This is a genomic window from Sphingomonas sp. S2M10 (assembly GCF_012650175.1).
GTDB lineage: Bacteria > Pseudomonadota > Alphaproteobacteria > Sphingomonadales > Sphingomonadaceae > Sphingomonas.
Window position 1 is genome coordinate 129428 of the sequence record NZ_JAAILI010000077.1, and the last position, 19850, is coordinate 149277.

General features: G+C 65.7%; 16 protein-coding genes. 11 read left to right on the plus strand and 5 right to left on the minus strand.

Going from position 1 to position 19850, the window contains the following annotated elements; translation table 11 throughout:
- Positions 1-4 precede the first annotated feature (4 nt).
- The 4 genes from zwf to S2M10_RS18280 all read right to left on the minus strand — a co-directional run bounded on the left by zwf (position 5) and on the right by S2M10_RS18280 (position 3201).
- Entirely contained in the window at positions 5-1465 is a 1461-nt protein-coding gene (gene zwf, locus S2M10_RS18265; RefSeq protein WP_168847300.1) for a glucose-6-phosphate dehydrogenase, read from the minus strand.
- 137 nt (positions 1466-1602) lie between these two features.
- Positions 1603-2541: an N-acetyl-gamma-glutamyl-phosphate reductase gene (argC, locus tag S2M10_RS18270; protein WP_168847301.1), complete on the minus strand. Its 939-nt coding sequence runs from the start codon at positions 2539-2541 to the stop codon at positions 1603-1605.
- Entirely contained in the window at positions 2538-2804 is a 267-nt protein-coding gene (locus S2M10_RS18275; RefSeq protein WP_348770635.1) for an SH3 domain-containing protein, read from the minus strand. The genes argC and S2M10_RS18275 overlap by 4 nt, the downstream gene beginning before the upstream one ends.
- A 43-nt stretch (positions 2805-2847) precedes the next feature.
- A complete protein-coding gene (locus tag S2M10_RS18280) occupies positions 2848-3201 on the minus strand; it encodes a MarR family transcriptional regulator (RefSeq protein ID WP_084253223.1) in 354 nt (117 codons plus the stop codon).
- A 238-nt stretch (positions 3202-3439) separates the two neighbouring features.
- Between S2M10_RS18280 and secG the strand changes: the two genes are divergently transcribed.
- The 5 genes from secG (at position 3440) to rlmJ (ending at position 7965) form a co-directional block, all read left to right on the plus strand.
- Entirely contained in the window at positions 3440-3796 is a 357-nt protein-coding gene (gene secG, locus S2M10_RS18285; RefSeq protein WP_168847302.1) for a preprotein translocase subunit SecG, read from the plus strand.
- Between the two features lie 107 nt (positions 3797-3903).
- Positions 3904-5535, plus strand: a complete 1632-nt coding sequence (locus S2M10_RS18290; RefSeq protein WP_168847303.1) for a CTP synthase — start codon at positions 3904-3906, stop codon at positions 5533-5535.
- A 4-nt stretch (positions 5536-5539) separates the two neighbouring features.
- Positions 5540-6199: a peptidylprolyl isomerase gene (locus S2M10_RS18295; protein ID WP_168847304.1), complete on the plus strand. Its 660-nt coding sequence runs from the start codon at positions 5540-5542 to the stop codon at positions 6197-6199.
- Positions 6200-6353: 154 nt separating this feature from the next.
- Positions 6354-6926, plus strand: coding sequence for a pseudouridine synthase (locus S2M10_RS18300; RefSeq protein WP_168847339.1), 573 nt, complete (start codon positions 6354-6356; stop codon positions 6924-6926).
- Between the two features lie 208 nt (positions 6927-7134).
- Entirely contained in the window at positions 7135-7965 is an 831-nt protein-coding gene (gene rlmJ, locus S2M10_RS18305; protein ID WP_168847305.1) for a 23S rRNA (adenine(2030)-N(6))-methyltransferase RlmJ, read from the plus strand.
- 144 nt (positions 7966-8109) lie between these two features.
- Here rlmJ and S2M10_RS18310 read toward each other — a convergent pair whose 3' ends face one another.
- Entirely contained in the window at positions 8110-8580 is a 471-nt protein-coding gene (locus S2M10_RS18310; protein ID WP_168847340.1) for an Hsp20 family protein, read from the minus strand.
- Between the two features lie 225 nt (positions 8581-8805).
- On the opposite strand from S2M10_RS18310, the gene S2M10_RS18315 reads away from it, so the two are divergent.
- From S2M10_RS18315 to S2M10_RS18340, 6 genes are all read left to right on the plus strand, one after another.
- The gene (locus S2M10_RS18315; protein ID WP_168847306.1) at positions 8806-11178 is read left to right on the plus strand and encodes a TonB-dependent receptor; all 2373 of its coding nucleotides are present in this window, start codon (positions 8806-8808) and stop codon (positions 11176-11178) included.
- A gap of 588 nt (positions 11179-11766) precedes the next feature.
- A complete protein-coding gene (locus tag S2M10_RS18320; protein ID WP_168847307.1) occupies positions 11767-13017 on the plus strand; it encodes a lipoprotein-releasing ABC transporter permease subunit in 1251 nt (416 codons plus the stop codon).
- Positions 13010-13693, plus strand: a complete 684-nt coding sequence (locus tag S2M10_RS18325; RefSeq protein WP_168847308.1) for an ABC transporter ATP-binding protein — start codon at positions 13010-13012, stop codon at positions 13691-13693. The genes S2M10_RS18320 and S2M10_RS18325 overlap by 8 nt, the downstream gene beginning before the upstream one ends.
- A complete protein-coding gene (locus S2M10_RS18330; protein WP_168847309.1) occupies positions 13690-14172 on the plus strand; it encodes a glutathione peroxidase in 483 nt (160 codons plus the stop codon). The genes S2M10_RS18325 and S2M10_RS18330 overlap by 4 nt, the downstream gene beginning before the upstream one ends.
- A 198-nt stretch (positions 14173-14370) precedes the next feature.
- On the plus strand, positions 14371-17850 hold the full coding sequence (gene dnaE / locus S2M10_RS18335; RefSeq protein WP_168847310.1) for a DNA polymerase III subunit alpha: 3480 nt from the start codon (positions 14371-14373) through the stop codon (positions 17848-17850).
- A 296-nt stretch (positions 17851-18146) separates the two neighbouring features.
- The gene (locus S2M10_RS18340) at positions 18147-19739 is read left to right on the plus strand and encodes a long-chain fatty acid--CoA ligase (RefSeq protein ID WP_211091125.1); all 1593 of its coding nucleotides are present in this window, start codon (positions 18147-18149) and stop codon (positions 19737-19739) included.
- Positions 19740-19850: the final 111 nt, after the last annotated feature.

Genomic DNA, 19850 nt, shown 5'->3' on the forward strand with positions numbered 1-19850 from the left:
CTCTTCATTCGTGCCAGTGCACCCCGTCGCGCTCGGTAAGCGCGATCGAGAGCGAGGGCCCCCAGCTGCCCGAGGCGTAGGGCTTGGGCTTGAGATCATTGGCGTCCCAGCCGGCGCGGATCGCATCGATCCAATCCCACTGCGCTTCCACTTCGTCGCGGCGGACGAACAGCGTGGGATCGCCCTCAATGAGGTCGAGCAGCAGGCGTTCATAGGCGATGCGGCGGCGGGTGCCGGCGAACTCGGTGTCCAGGCTCAAATTGAGCGGCACCTCGCGCAGCCGATAGCCGTCGCGATCGAGCCCCGGCTGCTTGGCCATCACCAGCAGCTGGACATATTCCTCGGGTTGAAGGCGGATGACCAGCGTGTTCGACTGGAGCATGCCGCCGCGCTCGGCGAAGATCGAGTGCGGCACCGGCTTGAACTGGATGACGATTTCCGAGCGACGCTCGGCGAGGCGCTTGCCGGTGCGCAGATAGAAGGGCACGCCCTGCCAGCGCCAATTGTCGACATGCGCCTTGATCGCGACGAAGGTCTCGGTGCGCGAGTCCTTGCCGAGATCGGTGGCATAATCGCGGACGATCTGCCCCTTCACCGCACCGCCGCCATATTGGCCGACCACGGTGAGGTTAGGCGCCTCGGCCGCGGGAATCTTGCGGAGCGAGCGCAGCACCTTGACCTTCTCGTCGCGGATCGAGGTGCCGTCGAAGCGGGCAGGGGGCTCCATCGCAATCAAAGCGAGCAACTGGAGCATATGGTTCTGCACCATGTCACGCAGCGCGCCGGTATCCTCGTAGAAGCCGGCGCGGCCCTCGAGACCCACGGTCTCCGAGACAGTGATCTGCACGCTGTCGATCCCGCGCGCGTTCCATACCGGCTCGAACAGCGAATTGCCGAAGCGCAGCGCGAGGATGTTCTGAACGGTTTCCTTGCCGAGATAGTGATCGATGCGGAACGTCCGCTCCTCGGGGAAGGCCTCCGCGACGATATCATTGATCTCGCGGCTGGAGGCCAGGTCGCGGCCCAGCGGCTTCTCCAGGCTGATCCGGACATTCTCGCCGGCAAGACCGGCCGATTCGAGGCCCTTGATCGTCGGGCCGAACAGCCAGGGCGCGGTCGACAGGAAGATGGCGAGCCCGCCGGAGATATCGCCCAGCTTTTCCTTCAGCGCGGCATAGCCTTCGGTCTGCGAGGCATCGAGCGTCTGATAGTGCACGCGCTGGAGGAATCCGGCGACAGCGCTGTCGTCCTTGCGATCGGCGGGCAGGAATTCGTCGAGCGCCTTGGCGGCGAACGCGCGATAGCCCTCGTCGTCATGCTCGGATCGCGCGGTGCCGGTGATGGTAAGGCCGTCCGGGAGCAGGCCATCGGCGTGCAGCGCGTAAAGCGAAGGAAGCAGCATCCGCTGCGCCAGATCACCGGTGGCACCGAACAGAAGCAATTTGCCGACGGGCTGCTGCATCATTTCCCTCTCGATTGGTTCGCCCCGCGAGACACCAATGCGGCCGAAAGATCAAGCCGAAGGGGAGGAATAGGTATGCGAAGGCGGCAGATTTTGAAGTTTGATTTCCCCGCCCGCACGCGGGAGGGGAATCCGCATGGTCAGAGGACCAGCCCTGCGGTCGGATCCAGACCCGCCATGATGTTCAGGTTCTGCACCGCCGCGCCGGCGGCGCCCTTGCCGAGATTGTCGAGCGTGGCGATCAGCCGCGCCTGACGAGTTTCATCATTGCCGAACACGCGAACCGAAAGGCGGTCGCTCCCGGCATTTTCCTCGATGCTCACCGTTGCCACGTCGGCGGGCAGTACCTGCACCACCGGCGAGTCGCGATAGGCGTCGCGCAGCACCGTCTCCAGCGCCTCTACCGAGGGCTTGCGGGTGAAGGCGAACAGCGGCAGCGGCACTTCCACGATCATCCCGCGATAGGTGCGTGCCACTGACGGCAGAAAGATCGGCGGATGCTCGATCCGCGCATGTTTCTGCATCTCCGGCACATGCTTGTGTGCCAGCGACAGGCCATAGGGGCGGAAGGCCGTGTCGGTGCGATCCGGGCCGTCGCCCTCGAATTCGGCGATCATCGCGCGGCCGCCGCCCGAATAGCCCGAGACGGCGTTCACGCTCAGCGGGAAATCGTGCGGGATCAGCCCGGCGCGGATCAGCGGACGGACAAGCGCGAGGAAGCCTGTGGGGTAGCAGCCCGGATTGCTCACCCGCGCCGCCTCGGCGATCGCTGCCGCCTGGCCGGGTTCGAGCTCGGCAAAGCCATAGGTCCAGTCGGCGGCGGTACGATAGGCGGTCGAGGCGTCGATCACCCGCGTGCGCTCGTTCTGGATCATCGCCACCGCTTCGCGCGCCGCGTCGTCGGGCAGGCAGAGGATAACGAAATCGGCGGCGTTGAGCGCTTCCTCGCGTTTCTTGGGGTCCTTGCGATCCTGATCGTCCAGGATCATCACCTCGATCTCAGCACGGCCCGCGAGGCGCTCGCGAATCTCGAGACCGGTGGTGCCGGCGGCCCCGTCGATGAAAACGCGCGCGATCATTCGGTTTCCCCCAAGGCCGATGCGTCGACATAGCCTACCAGCGCCGGACCGGGGGCGGTTCCCCAGGCATGACCGCCGGCGATTTCGAGAACTTCGAACACATCGCCCTTGCGGAGGATCGCCAGCACCGGCTCGTCGCCCTTGGCGGTCGCGCGCAGCGGCGTTTCGAAATGGATCACCCGGGGCATCGGCGACGCGTAATGCGGTGCGAACACACGGCCCGCCAGGCGGATATCGGCGATGTCGGGGCGAACGGCGTCCACCCGGGGATCGATCGCGGCGGAACGACCGCCAAGCGCCAGACGCTTACGCGTCGGCGCGCTCTGGGACTGGCTCGCTGATGGTGTTGCCAGCGAGGAAATGCCCGAACTCTGCAAGAAACTCTGCCCCTTCCGCGGTACGCGCTACGAAGATGTTGCGCTTGTCGGTGTCGTCGCGCTGGCGGCGCAGATAGCCGAGCGTGCCCAGGCGATTCAAGGCACGCGTGACCACCGGCTTCGAGACGTTGAGCGCCCGTGCCAGACCGCGCACCGTATGGGGGCCCGGATCGAGATACACAAGCATCAGCAGCGCCATCTGCCGATTGGTGAGATCGGGTTCACCCGATCGCACATAATCGATCAGCGTATTTTTCCATCCCCACAGGGTCTGTTCGGACATAGCGTTCACGGCATCACTCGTTCGTTTCAGGCCCGGCACGGCATCGAACCGAGGAAACAAACGCGCATTTTACAACTAGGTTTCAGTCCGGGGGCGAAATGTTGTGCGAAAATCGCGATGAAAATGCAGGCGGTGCATGGGGTTGCGCCTCGGCATTGGAGTCGGGGCCGGAACAGGCGGTTGATTGCGCGGGGCGCCTCGCCTATGTCGCGCCCTTCGCTAACGGGCACCGGATTTCATGTTCACCTTCCTCCTCGTCGTTCAGTTCATCATCGCCGCCCTGCTGGTGGGGGTGATTCTCGTTCAGAAGTCGGAGGGTGGCGGTCTCACCTCGGGCGGCAGCCCGGCCGGTCTCATGTCGGCGCGTGGTGCGGCCGATTTCCTCACGCGCATGACCGCGATCCTGGCGACCGCGTTCATCCTGATGAGCATCGTGCTCGCCTTCCTGGCGGCCACCCGGCACTCGACCAAGATCGACGCCGGCCTGCAGAAGGCGCCCGCCGCCGTCGCCCCGCTCACCATTCCGAGCGCCCCGGCGCCCACCGGCAACGATACGGCCCCGACCGGCAACAGCGCGGTTCCGTTCAGCCAGTAAGTTTCCGTAGTTCGCCGCGCTTGCGGCGACGCAACCGTAAAATTTGCGCAGCCGGCGGATTCTTACGCTTGCCGGTCTGCGCCCTTTGACGTTAGGCGTTTTCTCCCATGGCGCGGTACATCTTCATCACCGGCGGCGTGGTCTCCTCGCTCGGCAAGGGTCTCATGGCAGCGAGCCTCGCGGCGCTGCTCCAGGCCCGTGGCTATCGAGTCCGCATCCGCAAGTTCGATCCCTATCTCAACGTCGATCCCGGCACGATGTCGCCCCACCAACATGGTGAGGTGTACGTCACCGACGATGGCGCCGAGACCGATCTCGACCTGGGGCATTACGAGCGCTTCACCGGCGTGACCGCGCGCCAGGCCGACAACGTCACTTCCGGCCGGATCTACAAGACGATCATCGAGCGCGAGCGGCGCGGCGACTATCTGGGTGCGACCGTGCAGGTGGTCCCGCACGTCACCGACGCGATCAAGGCCTTCGCCCAGGCGGAGACCGAGGATCTCGACTTCGTGCTGTGCGAGATCGGCGGCACGGTGGGCGACATCGAATCGCTGCCGTTCATCGAGGCGATTCGCCAGCTCCGCAACGATCTCGGCCGGGGCCAGACCGTCAGCATCCATGTGACCCTGGTGCCGTATATCGCCGCCGCGGGCGAGCTGAAGACCAAGCCGACGCAGCACAGCGTGCGCGAGCTGGCCGCGCTCGGCGTGCAGCCCGACGTGCTGGTGTGCCGCGCCGAGCGGCCGCTGCCCGCCGGCGAGCGCGCCAAGATCGCCCAGTTCTGCAACGTGCCAACTTCGGCGGTGATCCCCGCGCTCGACGCCAAGAGCATCTATGCGGTGCCGCTGCAGTATCACGGCGAGGGCTTGGACGGCGAAGTGCTCAAGGCGTTCGGCATCGAGCCGGGCCCTTCGCCCGACCTCAGCCGCTGGAGCGGCATCGTCGAGCGGCTTCAGAATCCCGAGGGCGAAGTCACCATCGGCGTGGTCGGCAAATATATGGGTGTGCCGGACGCCTATAAGTCGCTCACCGAAGCGCTGGTTCACGGCGGCATCGCAAACCGCGTGAAGGTCAATATCCAGTGGCTCGACGCCGAGCTGTTCGAGCAGGACCAAAGCGAAGTCGCCGCGATGCTCGAGCCGATGCACGGGATCCTCGTGCCGGGCGGGTTCGGGGAGCGCGGCAGCGAGGGCAAGATCGCCGGCGTGCGCTTCGCCCGCGAGCGCAACGTGCCGTTCTTCGGCATCTGTCTCGGCATGCAGATGGCCTGCATCGAGGGCGTCCGCGCCCAGGGCATCGCCAATGCCTCAACGACCGAGTTCGGCCCGACCGAGGCGCCGGTGGTGGGCATGATCACCGAATGGATGACCGCCGACGGGCTGCAGAAGCGTGAGGAAGGCGGCGATCTCGGCGGCACGATGCGGCTGGGCGCCTATCCGGCCAAGCTCGGCGGCAACAGCGTGGTCGCATCGATCTACGGCAGCGATTCGATCAGCGAGCGCCACCGCCACCGCTATGAGGTGAACACCGCCTACAAGCCGGTGCTGGAGGAGGGCGGCCTCGTCTTCTCGGGGATGTCGCCCGACGGTACGCTCCCCGAAATCGTCGAGCGACCCGATCACCCCTGGTTCGTCGGCGTGCAGTTCCACCCCGAGCTCAAGTCCAAGCCGTTCGATCCACACCCGCTTTTCGCGGGCTTCATCGAGGCTGCCGTCAGGCACTCGCGGCTCGTCTAAGCGCGTGCTGCGACGGATCTTCGTCGCCGGGCTGGCGCTGCTGGCGGTGTCCGCAGCGCCGGCGCCGTTACAGCCGCGCGCGGTACCGGGGCAAGCGCGGGTGCGGCTGGTGACGAGCATGGGCACGATCACGCTGGCGCTGGACGCGAAGCGTGCGCCGAAGACGGTCGCCAATTTCCTCGCTTATGTCGATGACGGTCGATTCGAGGGCACGACTTTCTACCGCACCGCACGGCGCAAAGCCGCGCCGACCAGGGGCTTCATTCAGGGCGGCGTCGGCACGGATGCGCGCCGCATGCTCGATCCCCTGCCGCTGGAGTCGACCAGCAAGACCGGTCTCAAGCATCTGAACGGCACCATCTCGATGGCGCATGGACAGAATCCCAATTCGGCCAACGGTAATTTCTCGATCATGGTCGGCGACAATCCGGGGCTAGACGCGCGCGGTGCGAACCCGGGCTTCGCGGCGTTCGGTCAGGTGATCGGCGGCATGGACGTCGTCCAGCGCATCCTCGGCCTGCCCAGTGGTGGCGGACGGGATGCAATGCGCGGGCAGATGATCCTCAAGCCGGTGACGATCGTGCGTGCGGAGCGGCTGGACGGGACGTCGAAGCCGACCGGCCGGGTGAAGCCGTGGCTGCTGGGGCTGAAACCGGCGGGTTAACGTGCGGCGCAGACCTGAAACACTATGTTCGCGGCGAGGGTGCTTAGCGTTTTGATGAACGCGGGCGACGACCATGATGGCGGAATGGCGGCGTCTGTACATGACGGCCATGCGCTGGAAGACATCGCCAATGTCGCAGGATAAGGTGCGCAGGATGGCCCGGCTGCTGCTGTTCAACAAGCCCTTCGGGGTCCTATCGCAATTCACCGACCGCGGATCGCCCACGGTTCGCTCCACCCTATCGGATTTCATCGCGGTGAAGGGCGTCTATCCTGCTGGAAGGCTCGATCGGGACAGCGAGGGCCTGCTGCTGCTGTGCGATGACGGGCGATTGCAGGCGCGCATTGCCGATCCGCGTTTCAAGATGCCGAAGACCTATCTTGTGCAGGTCGAAGGCGATCCGCAGGCGCCGGCATTGGAGCGCTTGCGACACGGCGTCCAGCTCAAGGACGGCATGACCCTGCCGGCGGACGTTGCACGTATCGACGCGCCGGACGTGTGGCCGCGCGATCCACCGATACGCGAACGCAAGCACATCCCTGACAATTGGCTGAAAATTACCATCCGCGAGGGGCGCAACCGGCAAGTGCGTCGCATGACGGCGGCGGTCGGGCTGCCCACCTTGCGGCTGGTCCGCTGGTCGATCGGCGACTGGACCGTCGCCGGGATCGCGCCAGGTCAGTTCGCGGAAGTTTCGACCCTGCGGGCCGGCACCGGCGGCCTTTAGAGCCGTGCGCCGGGTGGTTTCAGGGCGACGGCCTTTCGGGCCGACCCCGCGGAGATCGAACCGAACCGCTGTCCCTGCTGCCGGTTGCCGTCGAGCCCGAAAGCTGATTTGAACTTGGCGACGAAGGCGTGCACGGGTTTCGCCAGCGCGCACGCGCGTCCGAGTGGCTGTTTGCTTCGCCGCGCGCTCTCCAGGGTTTTGAATATCGATGAATTATCGCCATTCCTTCCATGCCGGCAACAGCGCCGATGTCGTCAAGCACAGCCTGCTGATCGCGCTCGTCCGGGCGCTGCAGCAGAAACCGGGCGCGCTGACCCTGATCGACACCCATGCCGGTTGCGGGCTCTACGATCTGGGCGGCGAGCAGGCCCAGCGCACTGGCGAGGCTGCCCAGGGCGTGCTCCGCGCCTTTGCCGACGCCAACCCCTTGCTGGATTTCTATCGCACCGCGGTTCAGGCGGTGAACGACGTGGACGAGCCGCGCTTCTACCCCGGTTCGCCCCAGGTTCTTGCGCAGCTCCTGCGCCCGCAGGATGGGCTGATCCTCAATGAAAAGCATCCCGAGGACGCCAATATTCTCCGCGGAGCGATGCGCGGCACACCTGCCGCCGTGCATGAACGCGATGCCTATGAGTTTTGGCTGGCGATGCTTCCTACCCGCACCAGTCGGGGCGTGGTGTTGGTCGATCCGCCATATGAGCAGACCGACGAACGCGCCCGAATTACCGCCACCCTCGCTGCCGCACACCGCAAATGGGCGCACGGCGTTTCGGTGATCTGGTATCCGCTGAAAGACCGGGTAACGCATCAACAGTGGAAGCGTCAATTACGCGCGCTTGGCATTCCGAAATTCCTGACGATCGAGCATTGGTTATACGATGAAGATATGCCCGGCATCTACAATGGTGCGGGTCTTTTCATCGTCAATCCACCCTATGCGTTCGCGCAGGCGCTGCCGCCACTGCTGGAATCCCTTCGTGCCGCGCTGGCGCCGCAAGGCCATCGAGGCGAAATCGCAGGGACTTGGCTGAACGATTGACCATGGTCCTGGTGCCGGACCCAATCCCATCATCGCGTCCGTGCGGCTCTCCCGGATGGGCTAAACGAAAAGGCGCCCGGGCCGTAGCCCGGGCGCCCCGTCGCGGCGCCTAAGGGAGGGGACGCCGCGAGCTCTTGAGGCAGGTTATGCTGCGTTGGCCGTACGATGGTCGATCGCGGCCGGCTCGCTGCCGGTACCCACCTGGATCTTCTTGGGCTTCATCGCCTCGGGCACTTCGCGCAGCAGCTCGATCGTGAGCAGGCCGTCGGCCAGGTTCGCATTCTCCACCCGCACGAAATCGGCGAGTTCGAAGCGGCGCTCGAAGCTGCGGTTGGCGATGCCCAGGTGCAGATAATTGCCCTGATTGTTCTCATTCTCCCCGGCCTTCTTGCCGGCGACCAGCAGCAGGTTCTGCTGCGCGGTGATGTCGATCTCTTCCGCCTTGAAGCCGGCCACTGCGATGGTGATGCGATAGCGGTCTTCGGCAAGACGCTCGAGGTTGAAGGGGGGATAGTTTTCCGAATTCGCCTGGCGGGCGCTGGCCTCGAGCATGTCGAACAGCCGGTCGAACCCGATCGCCGAGCGACGGAAGGGAGTAAAGTCGAGCTGACGCATCTTCATATTCTCCTGTGAGCAATTTGAACGTCATGAGTCTCGATGCCCGGCCAACTGCCGCGACACCGGTGCAAGGCCCGTTCGGCGCCTCGCCATGCTGATCTGGTGTTGCGGTTCATCGTTTCAAGGGGTGGGCCAACCGCGACTACCCGCCGCTAAACATCTCCTTTCTCGCTAAAACCCACCAAAGAAGTGGAGATTACGGCAACGATCCAGGGGAACCTCATGAGCCTGCCGCTGATACCGCTGTTGTTGCTGTCCACCGCGATGCCCGCCGCGCCCGATCCAGAGGTGCCGGCACCCGCCGCCCAGGAGCCGCAGCGCCAGGACGGCGACATCGTCGTCACCGCCCGCCGCCGCGAGGAGCGGATCCAGGAAGTGCCGGTGGCGCTCTCGGTGCTCAGCGGTGCGACCCTGGCCGAGGCGGGGGCGTTCAACGTCAGCCGTATCCAGCAGTCGCAGCCGGCGCTGCAATTCTATTCGAGCAACCCGCGCAACACCGCGATCAACATCCGCGGGCTCGGCGCGCCGTTCGGGCTGACCAATGACGGGATCGAGCAGGGCGTCGGCTTCTATGTCGACGGCGTCTATATCGGCCGGGTCGGCGCCTCGACCTTCGACTTCGTCGATGTCGAGCGGGTCGAGGTGCTGCGCGGGCCGCAGGGGACGCTTTACGGCAAGAACACCACGGCGGGCGCGATCAACATCACCACGCGCAAGCCGAGCTTCACCCCCGAGGTCCGCTACGAGGCGAGCGCCGGGGCCTATGACTTCCTTCAGATCAAGGGCTCGGCCTCGGCGCCGATCGCCGAGGACAAGCTTGCGGTGCGGCTGTCGACCTCGGTGACCAAGCGCAAGGGCACGATCTACGACACCCGCAGCGACACCAATCTTCATCGCCTCGACAACTACGGCGTGCGCGGCCAGCTGCTGTGGCGCGCGGCGCCCAATCTGGACCTGACGCTGTCGGGCGATTTCAACCTGCAGAACCCGCTGTGCTGCGTGCAATATTATGTCCGCACCGGCGCCACGCAGCGGCCGCTCAACCGGCAATATGCCGCGCTGGCGGCGGCGTTCGGCTATGCCCCGCCGAGCACCGATCCGTTCGATCGCCGCACCGATCTCGATGCCGACATCAACTCGCGCCAGGAAATCGGCGGTGCCTCGCTGGTGGCGAACTGGGATCTGGGGCCGGCGACAATAACCTCGGTGAGCGCCTGGCGCTATTGGGACTGGCAGCCGGCGAACGACCGCGACTTTATCGGCCTGCCGATCACCACCGTCTCGCAGAACCCGTCGCAGCAGAAGCAGGTGACGCAGGAGCTGCGGATCGCGTCGAACGGCAAGAACAAGCTCGATTATACCGCCGGTGTGTTCGTGTTCCACCAGACGATCGACACCCAGGGCTCGCAGGTCCAGGGTCCGGCGGCGAGCCGCTGGCTGCTCAACCCGACCAGCGCGGCGGCCAACAACCCGGCGACGCTGAACGGACTCACCTCGACGAACACGATCGGGTTCGACAACACCAGCTTAGCGGTGTTCGGCAAGCTCAACTGGGAAGTGGTGCCGCGCTTGCGCTTCCAGCCGGGCCTGCGGGTGAACTACGACAAGAAGACCGGGTCGTACCTCGCGGTCGTCACCAATGGCGCGGGGAGCACGACGCTCACCGCCGACCAGCGCGGGGTGCTGGCGCCGCAGAATTACGCGGCGCGGTTCAGCGACTGGAACGTCTCGGGCGACGCGACGCTCTCCTATGATTTCGCGCGCGACGTGCACGGCTATGCGACCTATGCGCGCAGCTTCAAGTCGGGCGGGATCAACCTGTCCGGCCTGCCGCTCGATGCGAACAACAACCCGATCCTTGGCGCCGCCTCGGTCAAGCCCGAGAAGGTCAACCATTTCGAGCTGGGCCTGAAGACCCAGTTCCTCGATCGCCGCGCCACCTTCAACCTTGCCGGCTTCTGGACCGAGGTGAACGACTATCAGGCGACCGTCACCAATGGCCAGCTGGGGGTGATCCGCGGCTATCTCGCCAATGCCGACAAGGTGCGGGTGCGCGGCGTCGAGTTCGATTCCAACTTCCAGCCGACCGACCGCTTCAAGCTCTACGTCAACGGCGCCTATACCGACGCCAAATATGTCCGCTTCCGCGATGCGCCGTGCCCGCCCGAGCTCTCCGGCGGCACCACCGGCGCGACGCCGAGCGCACCGGGGACGCCGGGCGGGGTCAGCCCGGCCAATTGCGACATTTCCGGCCAGGTGCTGCCGGGTATCTCGAAATGGGCGCTGGGCTTCGGCGGCGAGGTGAACGTGCCGGTGCAGGAAGGGCAGGTGTATCTCGGCTATGACGGCAGCTGGCGCTCGCGCTTCTCGTCCAACCCGTCGCCTTCGGCCTATACCTGGATCGAGGGGTACTCGCTGTCCAACTTCCGGCTCGGCTATCGCAAGGGCAAGGTGAACGCCTTCGCCTGGGTGCGGAACGCGTTCGACAAGCGGTACTTCGAACTGCTGTCCGTGCAGTCCGGCAACACCGGGCTGATCGTCGGCCAGCCGGGCGATCCGCGCACCTGGGGCTTCACGATCAGCGGTTCCTTCTGATCGTGTGACTGGCTGGCCTCCTGCCCTGGCCGGAGGAGGTTGGCGGGCGGAGCAGGGCGACCTGCTCCGCCCGATAGGTTGGAGGACACCGGCTGGCATTCTCCTATCGCATCCCCGCGCAGACGGGGATCCATTTGCCAGCACGGCTCGGCACTGCCGCGCCGACTCCATCCATGGATCCCCGCTCTCGCGGGGATGACGTTCGGTGGAGTGGGTGGGAGAGGGTGACGTCACACCGCGGCTGCCGCGCAACAAGTCCGCGGAAGGTTGTACCGAGATGATGCAAGCCGGGGTGCCGGGAAAAACGAAAACGCCCGGACCGTTGCCGGCCCGGGCGCCTGCGTGACGAATGCTCGTCAGCCCCCTTGATAGGATCCCGCTTCAAACATTTGCGTTTGTTCGCAAATGGAGCTGGGAACCTCCCCGAACCGTGGCCTTTTTGCGCCTGCGCTTCGACGATTTCTTGGTAGAAGCCTGCGGCGCCTTTGTCACCGGTCGACAGGCTGGCGTCAGCAGATTGCGGCAAGCCTGTGTCGAATCGGCAACAGAACGCTTCCCACCTTGCCCGACTGGCCCTAGAGGATCCCCATGCTACTGTCGCGCTACGAGCGAATGATCGCCCGCCGCTATCTGCTGCCCGGGCGCAGCGAAGCCTTCATTGCCGTCGTCGCCGGCTTCAGCCTGGTCGCCGTGATGCTCGGCGTTGCCGCGCTGATCGTGGTGATGAGCATCATGAACGGGTTCCGCGCGGAACTGTTCGACAAGATTGCCGGGCTGAACGGCCATGCTGTGGTGCAGGGCTATAACGGCCAGCTGCGCGATTGGCGGCGCATCGCCGATGAGGCCAAGGCCATCCCGGGCGTAACCGCCGCCACCCCGCTGATCGAGCAGCCGCTCTTCACGATCTATAACGGCCGGACCGAATTCTCGCTGGTGCGCGGCATGCGGGTGCAAGACATCCAGCAGAACGCCACGCTGAAGGGCAAGGAGATTCTGGGTTCGTTCAAGAACCTGAAGCCCGGCAGCGAACAGGTCGCGATCGGTTCGCGGCTTGCGGAGGCGCTGGGTGCGTCGATCGGGTCGGAGATATCGATCGTCAACCCGCTCGGCGTGGCCACGCCGTTCGGGACCAATATCCGCATCGTCAAATATCGCGTCGGCGCGATCTTCGAGGTGGGCGTATATGATTATGACAAGAGCTACATCATCATGCCGATCGAGGATGCGCAGACCCTGCTGCTGATGGGCGACACGGTGGGCATGGTGCGGATCGACACGAACAATCCGGACCAGATCCAGCGGATCATGGCCCCACTGGCGAGCAAGGTGAGCAATGTCGCGCAGATCACCGACTGGCGGCAGATGAACAGCGAGCTGTTCGAAGCGCTCTCGGTGGACCGGATCGTTTCGTTCACGATCCTCTCCATCATCCTGGTCGTCGCCTCGTTCAACATCATCTCCTCTCTGATCATGCTGGTGCGCGCCAAGACGCGCGACATCGCCGTGCTGCGGACGATGGGAGCGACCCGCGGCGGGCTGATGCGGATCTTCGTCACCGTCGGCACCACCGTCGGCGCGCTGGGCGTGGGAGCGGGCGGCGTTCTCGCCTTCTTCTTCATCACCTTCCGCGAGCAGGTGGTATGGGCAATCGGCGCCGCGACCGGGCAGAAGGTGTGGGACCCGCAGATGCGCTTCCTGACCGAGCTGCCCGCCAAGACCGACCCGTTCCAGACCTTCGCGATCTGCGCGATGGCGCTGCTCTTCACCTTCCTCGCCACCCTCTACCCTGCGTGGAAGGCGGCGAGCACCGATCCCGTTCAGGTGCTGCGTTATGAGTGATCCGGTTCTCCAGACGCGCGACCTGCGCCGCAGCTTCGAACAGGGCGGTGTGCGCATCGACGTGCTGCGCGGCGTCGACCTCGACGTGCAGCCCGGAGAAATCGTGGCGCTGCTCGGCCCGTCGGGCTCGGGCAAGTCGACCCTGCTCCAGGCGGTGGGCCTGCTCGAGGGCGGGTTCGAAGGATCGATCCGCATCGTCGGCACCGAGGCCGCGAAGCTTCCGGCGAGCGGGCGGACCGAGGTGCGGCGCGACAAGCTGGGCTTCGTCTACCAGTTCCACCATCTCCTGCCCGATTTCGACGCGACCGAGAATGTCGTGCTGCCGCAGATGATCCGTGGTGGGACACGCGCCGAGGCGCAGGCCCGGGCCACCGAATTGCTGACCCTGCTCGGGCTTGGTCACCGGCTGACCCACCGGCCCAACCAGCTTTCTGGTGGGGAGCAGCAGCGCGTCGCGGTAGCCCGTGCGCTGGCCAATCGCCCGCCGCTGGTGCTGGCGGACGAGCCTACCGGCAATCTGGACGAGGCGACCTCGGACCGCGTGTTCGGCGAGTTCCTCAACCTCGTCCGCAACGAGGGCTCTGCGGCACTGGTCGCGACCCATAACGAGCGGCTTGCGGCGCGGATGGACCGCGTGGTGCGGCTCCACGAAGGACGGCTGGAGGAGATGGCATGAGCGAGACGATCACGCAGATCCCGGTGACTCTGCCGGACGGCGCGACCGGCACCCTGTCCAGCTTCACCGGGCAGGTGCTGCTGGTGGTCAACACCGCCTCCAAGTGCGGCTTCACGCCGCAGTACAAGGAGCTGGAGCAGCTCTGGCGCGCCTATCGCGACCGAGGCTTCGCGGTGCTGGCCTTCCCGTGCAACCAGTTCGGTGCCCAGGAGCCGGGCAATGCGGAGGAAATCGCCAGTTTCTGCTCGCTCACCTATGACGTGACCTTTCCCGTCTTCGCAAAGGTGGATGTGAACGGCAGCAACGCAGCGCCCTTGTTCCAAGCGCTCAAGGCGCAGGCGCCAGGGGTGCTTGGCACCCAGGCGATCAAGTGGAATTTCACCAAGTTCCTGATCGACCGCGACGGCAATGTGGTGGAGCGCTATGCACCGACTACCGCGCCAAGCGCGATCGCGGCGGACATTGAGAAGCTGCTGTAAAGCGCTGAAAATTTGAAAAAGCACGGCCGGAACGGGAGGTGTGTGGATGTCCCGGCCGCGCTTCTTGTTTACCATATCTGCAGAATGAAGAAGGTGTAGATCGGTCCGATCCGGCGGTATCGGTCTTTCGCACGCAAAAGCTGTGGAGAAGCGCGCCTGCGGGTTGGCAATTGGGCGTGCGCGCTCCTAGGGTCGGGCATGGCGCATTCCGGTTTCGTCCCGCTTCGGGTTTTCTCCTGCTACACCATGCTGGAAGGGGCGATCGACCCCAAGGCCATCGCCAAGCACGCCAAGTCCCACGGCTTCCCCGCCATCGCCGTCGCCGATCGCAACGGCCTGTATGCCGCCATGGGCTTTTCGGATGCCGCCAAGAAGGCCGGCGTCCAGCCGATCGTCGGCACGCTGCTGGCGGTGAAGCGCTCCAACCTCGCCGAGGGGCTCAACGTGCCGATCGACTGGCTCGCGCTCTACGCGCAGGACCAGACCGGCTACCAAAATCTCTGCCACCTCGTCTCGCAGGCGCATCTCGATCGCCCGATCGAGGAGGACGCGCATGTGCCCTTCGCCGCGCTCACCGGTCACACCGACGGCCTGCTTTGCCTGACCGCCGGGGCCGAGGGCGCGCTCGCCCGGCTTTATGCCGAGGGGCAGGACAAGACCGCCGAGGCCTATGCGACCCAGCTGGAAGCGTTGTTCCCGGAGCGGCTCTATGTCGAGATTGCCCGGCGCAACAACGACATCGAGATTCGCGCCGAGGCCAAGCTGATCGACCTTGCCTATGCGCGCAATCTGCCGCTGGTGGGAACCAACCCGGCCTGCTTCGCCGAGGCCGATTTCTACGACGCGCATGACGCGATGCTGTGCATCGCCAACTCGACCTATCTTGAAACCGACGACCGCCCGCGCTCCTCGCCCGAGGCCTGGCTCAAGCCGGCCGAGACGATGAAGACGAGTTTCGCGGACCTGCCCGAGGCGATAGAGAACACGCTCGTCGTCGCCCAGCGCTGCGCCTATGCCGCGCCCAAGCGCAAGCCGATCCTGCCCAGCCTCGCCGGCGACCGCGAGGGCGAGGCCAAGATGCTGCGCGACCTGAGCTGGGCGGGGCTAAAGGACCGTCTCGACTTCGCCGGCATCACCGATCCCGCCGAAGTGGAGGTATATAACCAGCGCCTCCAGTTCGAGCTCGACATCATCATCCAGATGGGGTTCCCGGGCTACTTCCTGATCGTGGCCGACTTCATCCAATGGGCGAAGTCGAACGACATTCCGGTGGGGCCGGGGCGTGGTTCGGGCGCGGGCTCGGCGGTCGCCTGGGCGCTGACCATCACCGATCTCGATCCGCTCAAGCTGGGCCTGCTGTTCGAACGCTTCCTCAACCCGGAACGCGTCTCGATGCCCGACTTCGACATCGACTTCTGCGAAACCCGGCGTGGCGAAGTGATCCGCTACGTCCAGGAGAAATACGGCCGCGATCACGTCGCGCAGATCATCACCTTCGGGACGATGAAGGCACGCGCGGTGATCAAGGACGTCGGGCGTGTGCTGCAGATGAGCTATGGCCAGGTCGATCGCCTCGCCAAGCAGATCCCGAACCACCCGACCGATCCCTGGACCCTCGAGCGCACGCTGAACGGCGTGAGCGAATTCCTCGCCGAATATAACGGCAACGAGGATGTGAAGCGTCTCGTCGACCTGTCGATGCGGATGGAAGGCCTGCCGCGCCACAGCTCGACCCACGCCGCCGGCGTGGTGATCGGCGACCGGCCGCTCGCGCAGCTGGTGCCGCTGTATCGCGATCCGCGCTCGGACATGCCGGTGACCCAGTTCGACATGAAGAATGTCGAAGGCGCCGGGCTGGTGAAGTTCGACTTTCTCGGCCTCAAGACGCTGTCGGTGCTCAAGAAGGCGGTGGTGCTGCTCGCCAAGCGGGGTGTCGACGTGAACCTCGATCGGCTCGATTGGGATGACGAGGCCGTCTATGCGCTGCTCCAGCGCGGCGACACGGTGGGCGTATTCCAGCTGGAATCCGAAGGCATGCGCCGCACGCTGACCGCGGTGCGGCCGACCAATTTCGGCGACATCGTCGCGCTCGTCTCGCTCTACCGCCCGGGTCCGATGGACAACATCCCGACCTTCGGCGCGCGTAAGGCCGGGCGCGAGCCCATCATCTACCCGCACGACCTGCTCGAACCGATCCTGAAGGAGACCTACGGGATCTTCGTCTACCAGGAGCAGGTGATGCAGGCCGCGCAGATCCTCGCCGGCTACACGCTCGGCGGCGCGGACATGCTGCGGCGCGCGATGGGCAAGAAGGTCAAGGCGGAGATGGACGCCCAGCGCAGCATCTTCGTCGAGGGCTGCCGGCAGGTGAACGACATCCCGGCGGCCAAGGCCAACGAGCTGTTCGACTTGATCGACAAATTCGCCGGCTACGGCTTCAACAAGTCGCACGCCGCCGCCTATGCGCTGCTCGCCTACCAGACCGCGTGGCTGAAGGCGCACCATCCGCACGAATTCTTTGCCGCGTCGATGGCCTACGACATCCACCAGACCGACAAGCTCGCGGTGTTCGCCGACGACATGCGGCGGCTGGGAATCGAGGCGACGTCGCCCGACATCAACGCCAGCGAGGCCGACTTCACCGTGCAGGCGAGCGGCGAGGGGCTGGCGGTGCGCTATGCGCTCGGCGCGCTCAAGGGCGTGGGCGAGCGGGCGATGGAGCTGCTGGTCGAGGAGCGCGAGAAGAACGGCCGCTTCGCCAGCCTCGACGATTTCGCAAAGCGGGTTGATCCGCGGGTGCTCAACAAGCGGCAGCTGGAAACGCTGGCCTCGGCGGGCGCGTTCGACAGCATCGAGCCCAACCGCGCCGGCGTGCATGCGGCGGCCGAGACGATCCTCGCGGTTGCCCAGCGCGACCATGCCAGCCGGATGAGCGGGCAGGGCGGGCTGTTCGGCGATGCCGAGCCGGCGGGCGGCGGGATCACCGTCCCGAAGGACGCCGTCTGGTCGATGTCCGACAAGATCAACGCCGAGAAGGAGGCCTTTGGCTATTATTTCTCGGCGCATCCGCTGGATCGCTACGAGCACCTGTTCCGCGGCCAGGGCGTGCGCGACATCGCCTCGCTCCCGGACATGCAGATCCCCGAGGGCGCGCGGGTCAACGCCCAGGTCGCCGCGCTGATCGAGGATTGCCGCTACCGCACCTCGGCGCGCGGCAACCGCTATCTGATGGCGACGATCTCGGACCGCAGCGCGCAGATCCAGACCTCGTGCTTCGAGGAGCTGATTGCCAAGGACATGGAGGAATGCGCCAAGGGCACCGGCTGCGCGATCCTCACGCTGGAGCTCGACAAGCGCCCCGGCGAGGATACGCCACGCGCGGCGGTCAAGCGGGTGCAGCCCTTCGATACGCTGGCGGGCACCACTCAGCTGGTGATGGAGATCCGCATCGAGGATCCCATCGTGCCGGCGCAGCTGGCCGCGCTGGTCGGCGAGCTGCGCGGCGGCGGCAGGGGCGAGATCCTGCTCCACGCGCCGATCGACGGCGGCGAGGCGACGGTGATGCTCGGCCGCGGCTTCCGGCTGGATACCGAGCTGGCGGCGCGGATCGAGGCGATGCCGGGGGTGAAGGCAGCGTCGCTGATGCCGGCGAGCATGAAGCTGGCGGCAGCGGCGTGAGGCTGGCGATCGCCCGCTAGCCCCCTCCACCATTCGCTGGCGCGAATGGTCCCCCTCCCCCGGAGCAGAGCTCCGAGGGAGGAAACACTGCCACCCACGCAGAATAGCGTCTCCTCCACCGCGAAGCGGGGGAGGGGGACCGCGCCGCGCCAGCGGCGTGGTGGAGGGGGCGCCCGGCATATCGACGAACAGGTATGCCGCCGTACACCGGAAACGCAATGTAACGCCCGCCCCTCTCGACTCCCGCGCATGAAGGCGTATCCTGCGCCCAAAACAGCCACGCAATGGAGAGGCCTATGCTGGGCGGCATGCAGGATTTCGAGCTTCGGGTATCCACTTTGCTCGATCACGCGGCACGAGAACACGGGACCCGCGAGATCGTCACGCGCTGGGCGGACGGCAGCGAGACACGCACGACTTGGGCAGGCATCGCGCACGACGCGCGGCGCATGGCGCAGGCGCTGGAGCGGCTCGGCATCCGCAAGGGCGACCGCGTCGCGACGCTGGCGATGAACCATAGCCGTCACCTCGTCGCCTGGTATGGCGTGACCGGCATGGGGGCGCTGATCCACACGATCAACCCGCGGCTGTTCGACGATCAGCTCGCCTTTATCGGCAACCATGCCGAGGATCGGGTGCTGCTCTACGACCGGATGTTCGCCCCCGTGGTCGAGCGGCTCAAGCCGCAATGGACCACGATCGAGCATTATATCTGTTTCGACGATCTCGGCCCCGATGGCTTCGAGGCGTGGATCGCTGCCGAGGACGGCGACTATGCCTGGGTGACCGGCGACGAGCGCGAGCCGATGATGCTCTGCTACACCAGCGGCACCACCGGCAATCCCAAGGGCGTGGTCTATACCCATCGCTCCACCGTGATCCACGCGCTCACCGAGCTGCAGCCGGCCGAGTTCGACCTTTCCACCCAGTCGGTGGCGATGCCGATCGTGCCGATGTTCCACGCGGTCGGCTGGGGGCTGCCCTGGGCGGCGCCGGCGGTGGGCGCGAAGATGGTGTTCTCGGCGGTCAACGACCCCAAGATCCTGTGCGAGCTGATGAACCGCGAGAAGGTGACCCATTCGGCCGGCGTGCCTACCGTGTGGTTCGCGCTGTTCCAGCATATCGACGCGACCGGCGAGGCGCCCAAGCACCTCAAGATCGTCACCATCGGCGGATCGGCCGCGCCGCGCGCGATGATCGAGCGGCTGATGCGGATGGGCATGCGGGTCAACCACGCCTGGGGCATGACCGAGACCAGCCCGATCGGCACGATGGGCGCGCCCTCGCCCGACTGGGACGAGCTCGGCTTCGAGGCGCAGGTCGACCAGGTGAGCAAGCAGGGCAAGGTGCCGTACGGCGTCGAGCTGCGCACCGTTGACGACGAAGGCAACGTCCTGCCGCGCGACGGCAAGACGTCCGGCCGGCTGCAGGTGCGCGGACCCTGGGTGGTGTCGCAATATTATCGCGAGGAGAAGCCCGCGATCGACGCCGACAACTGGTTCGACACCGGCGACGTCGCGGTGCTCCATCCGGACGGGGTGATGCAGATCACCGATCGCGCGAAGGACGTGATCAAGTCCGGCGGCGAATGGATCAGCTCGGTCGAGCTGGAGAATTGCGCGATCGGCTGTGCGGGCGTCGCCGAGGCGGCGGCGATCGGCGTGCATCATCCGCGCTGGGAGGAGCGGCCGATCCTGCTCGTCGTGCGCAAGCCGGGCAGCAGCGTGGATGAGGCGGAGATTCTCGCGCATCTCGGGCAGCACGTCGCCAAATGGTGGCTGCCCGACGAGATCCACTTCGTCGATAGCCTGCCGCACACCGCGACGGGCAAGCTGCTCAAGATGGAAATCCGCAAGCAGTACAAGGATTATTCGCTCAAGGCGGCGTGAGGGGGCGACCGTCACGCCATCTTCGTCATCCCCGCGAAGGCGGCAATTCATCTGCCAGGACGCTGCGGAAAGAACCGGAACATCCATGCCAATGGATCGATCCCCTTCGCG

Coding starts and splice junctions, on each gene's coding strand:
- dnaE (WP_168847310.1), top strand. CDS start 14,371: ATGGCGCATTCCGGTTTCGTCCCGCTTCGGGTTTTCTCCTGCTACACC.
- S2M10_RS18310 (WP_168847340.1), bottom strand. CDS start 8,580: ATGCGTCAGCTCGACTTTACTCCCTTCCGTCGCTCGGCGATCGGGTTC.
- argC (WP_168847301.1), bottom strand. CDS start 2,541: ATGATCGCGCGCGTTTTCATCGACGGGGCCGCCGGCACCACCGGTCTC.
- S2M10_RS18340 (WP_211091125.1), top strand. CDS start 18,147: ATGCTGGGCGGCATGCAGGATTTCGAGCTTCGGGTATCCACTTTGCTC.
- rlmJ (WP_168847305.1), top strand. CDS start 7,135: ATGAATTATCGCCATTCCTTCCATGCCGGCAACAGCGCCGATGTCGTC.
- S2M10_RS18330 (WP_168847309.1), top strand. CDS start 13,690: ATGAGCGAGACGATCACGCAGATCCCGGTGACTCTGCCGGACGGCGCG.
- S2M10_RS18320 (WP_168847307.1), top strand. CDS start 11,767: ATGCTACTGTCGCGCTACGAGCGAATGATCGCCCGCCGCTATCTGCTG.
- S2M10_RS18325 (WP_168847308.1), top strand. CDS start 13,010: ATGAGTGATCCGGTTCTCCAGACGCGCGACCTGCGCCGCAGCTTCGAA.
- secG (WP_168847302.1), top strand. CDS start 3,440: ATGTTCACCTTCCTCCTCGTCGTTCAGTTCATCATCGCCGCCCTGCTG.
- S2M10_RS18290 (WP_168847303.1), top strand. CDS start 3,904: ATGGCGCGGTACATCTTCATCACCGGCGGCGTGGTCTCCTCGCTCGGC.
- S2M10_RS18300 (WP_168847339.1), top strand. CDS start 6,354: ATGGCCCGGCTGCTGCTGTTCAACAAGCCCTTCGGGGTCCTATCGCAA.
- S2M10_RS18315 (WP_168847306.1), top strand. CDS start 8,806: ATGAGCCTGCCGCTGATACCGCTGTTGTTGCTGTCCACCGCGATGCCC.
- zwf (WP_168847300.1), bottom strand. CDS start 1,465: ATGATGCAGCAGCCCGTCGGCAAATTGCTTCTGTTCGGTGCCACCGGT.
- S2M10_RS18280 (WP_084253223.1), bottom strand. CDS start 3,201: ATGTCCGAACAGACCCTGTGGGGATGGAAAAATACGCTGATCGATTAT.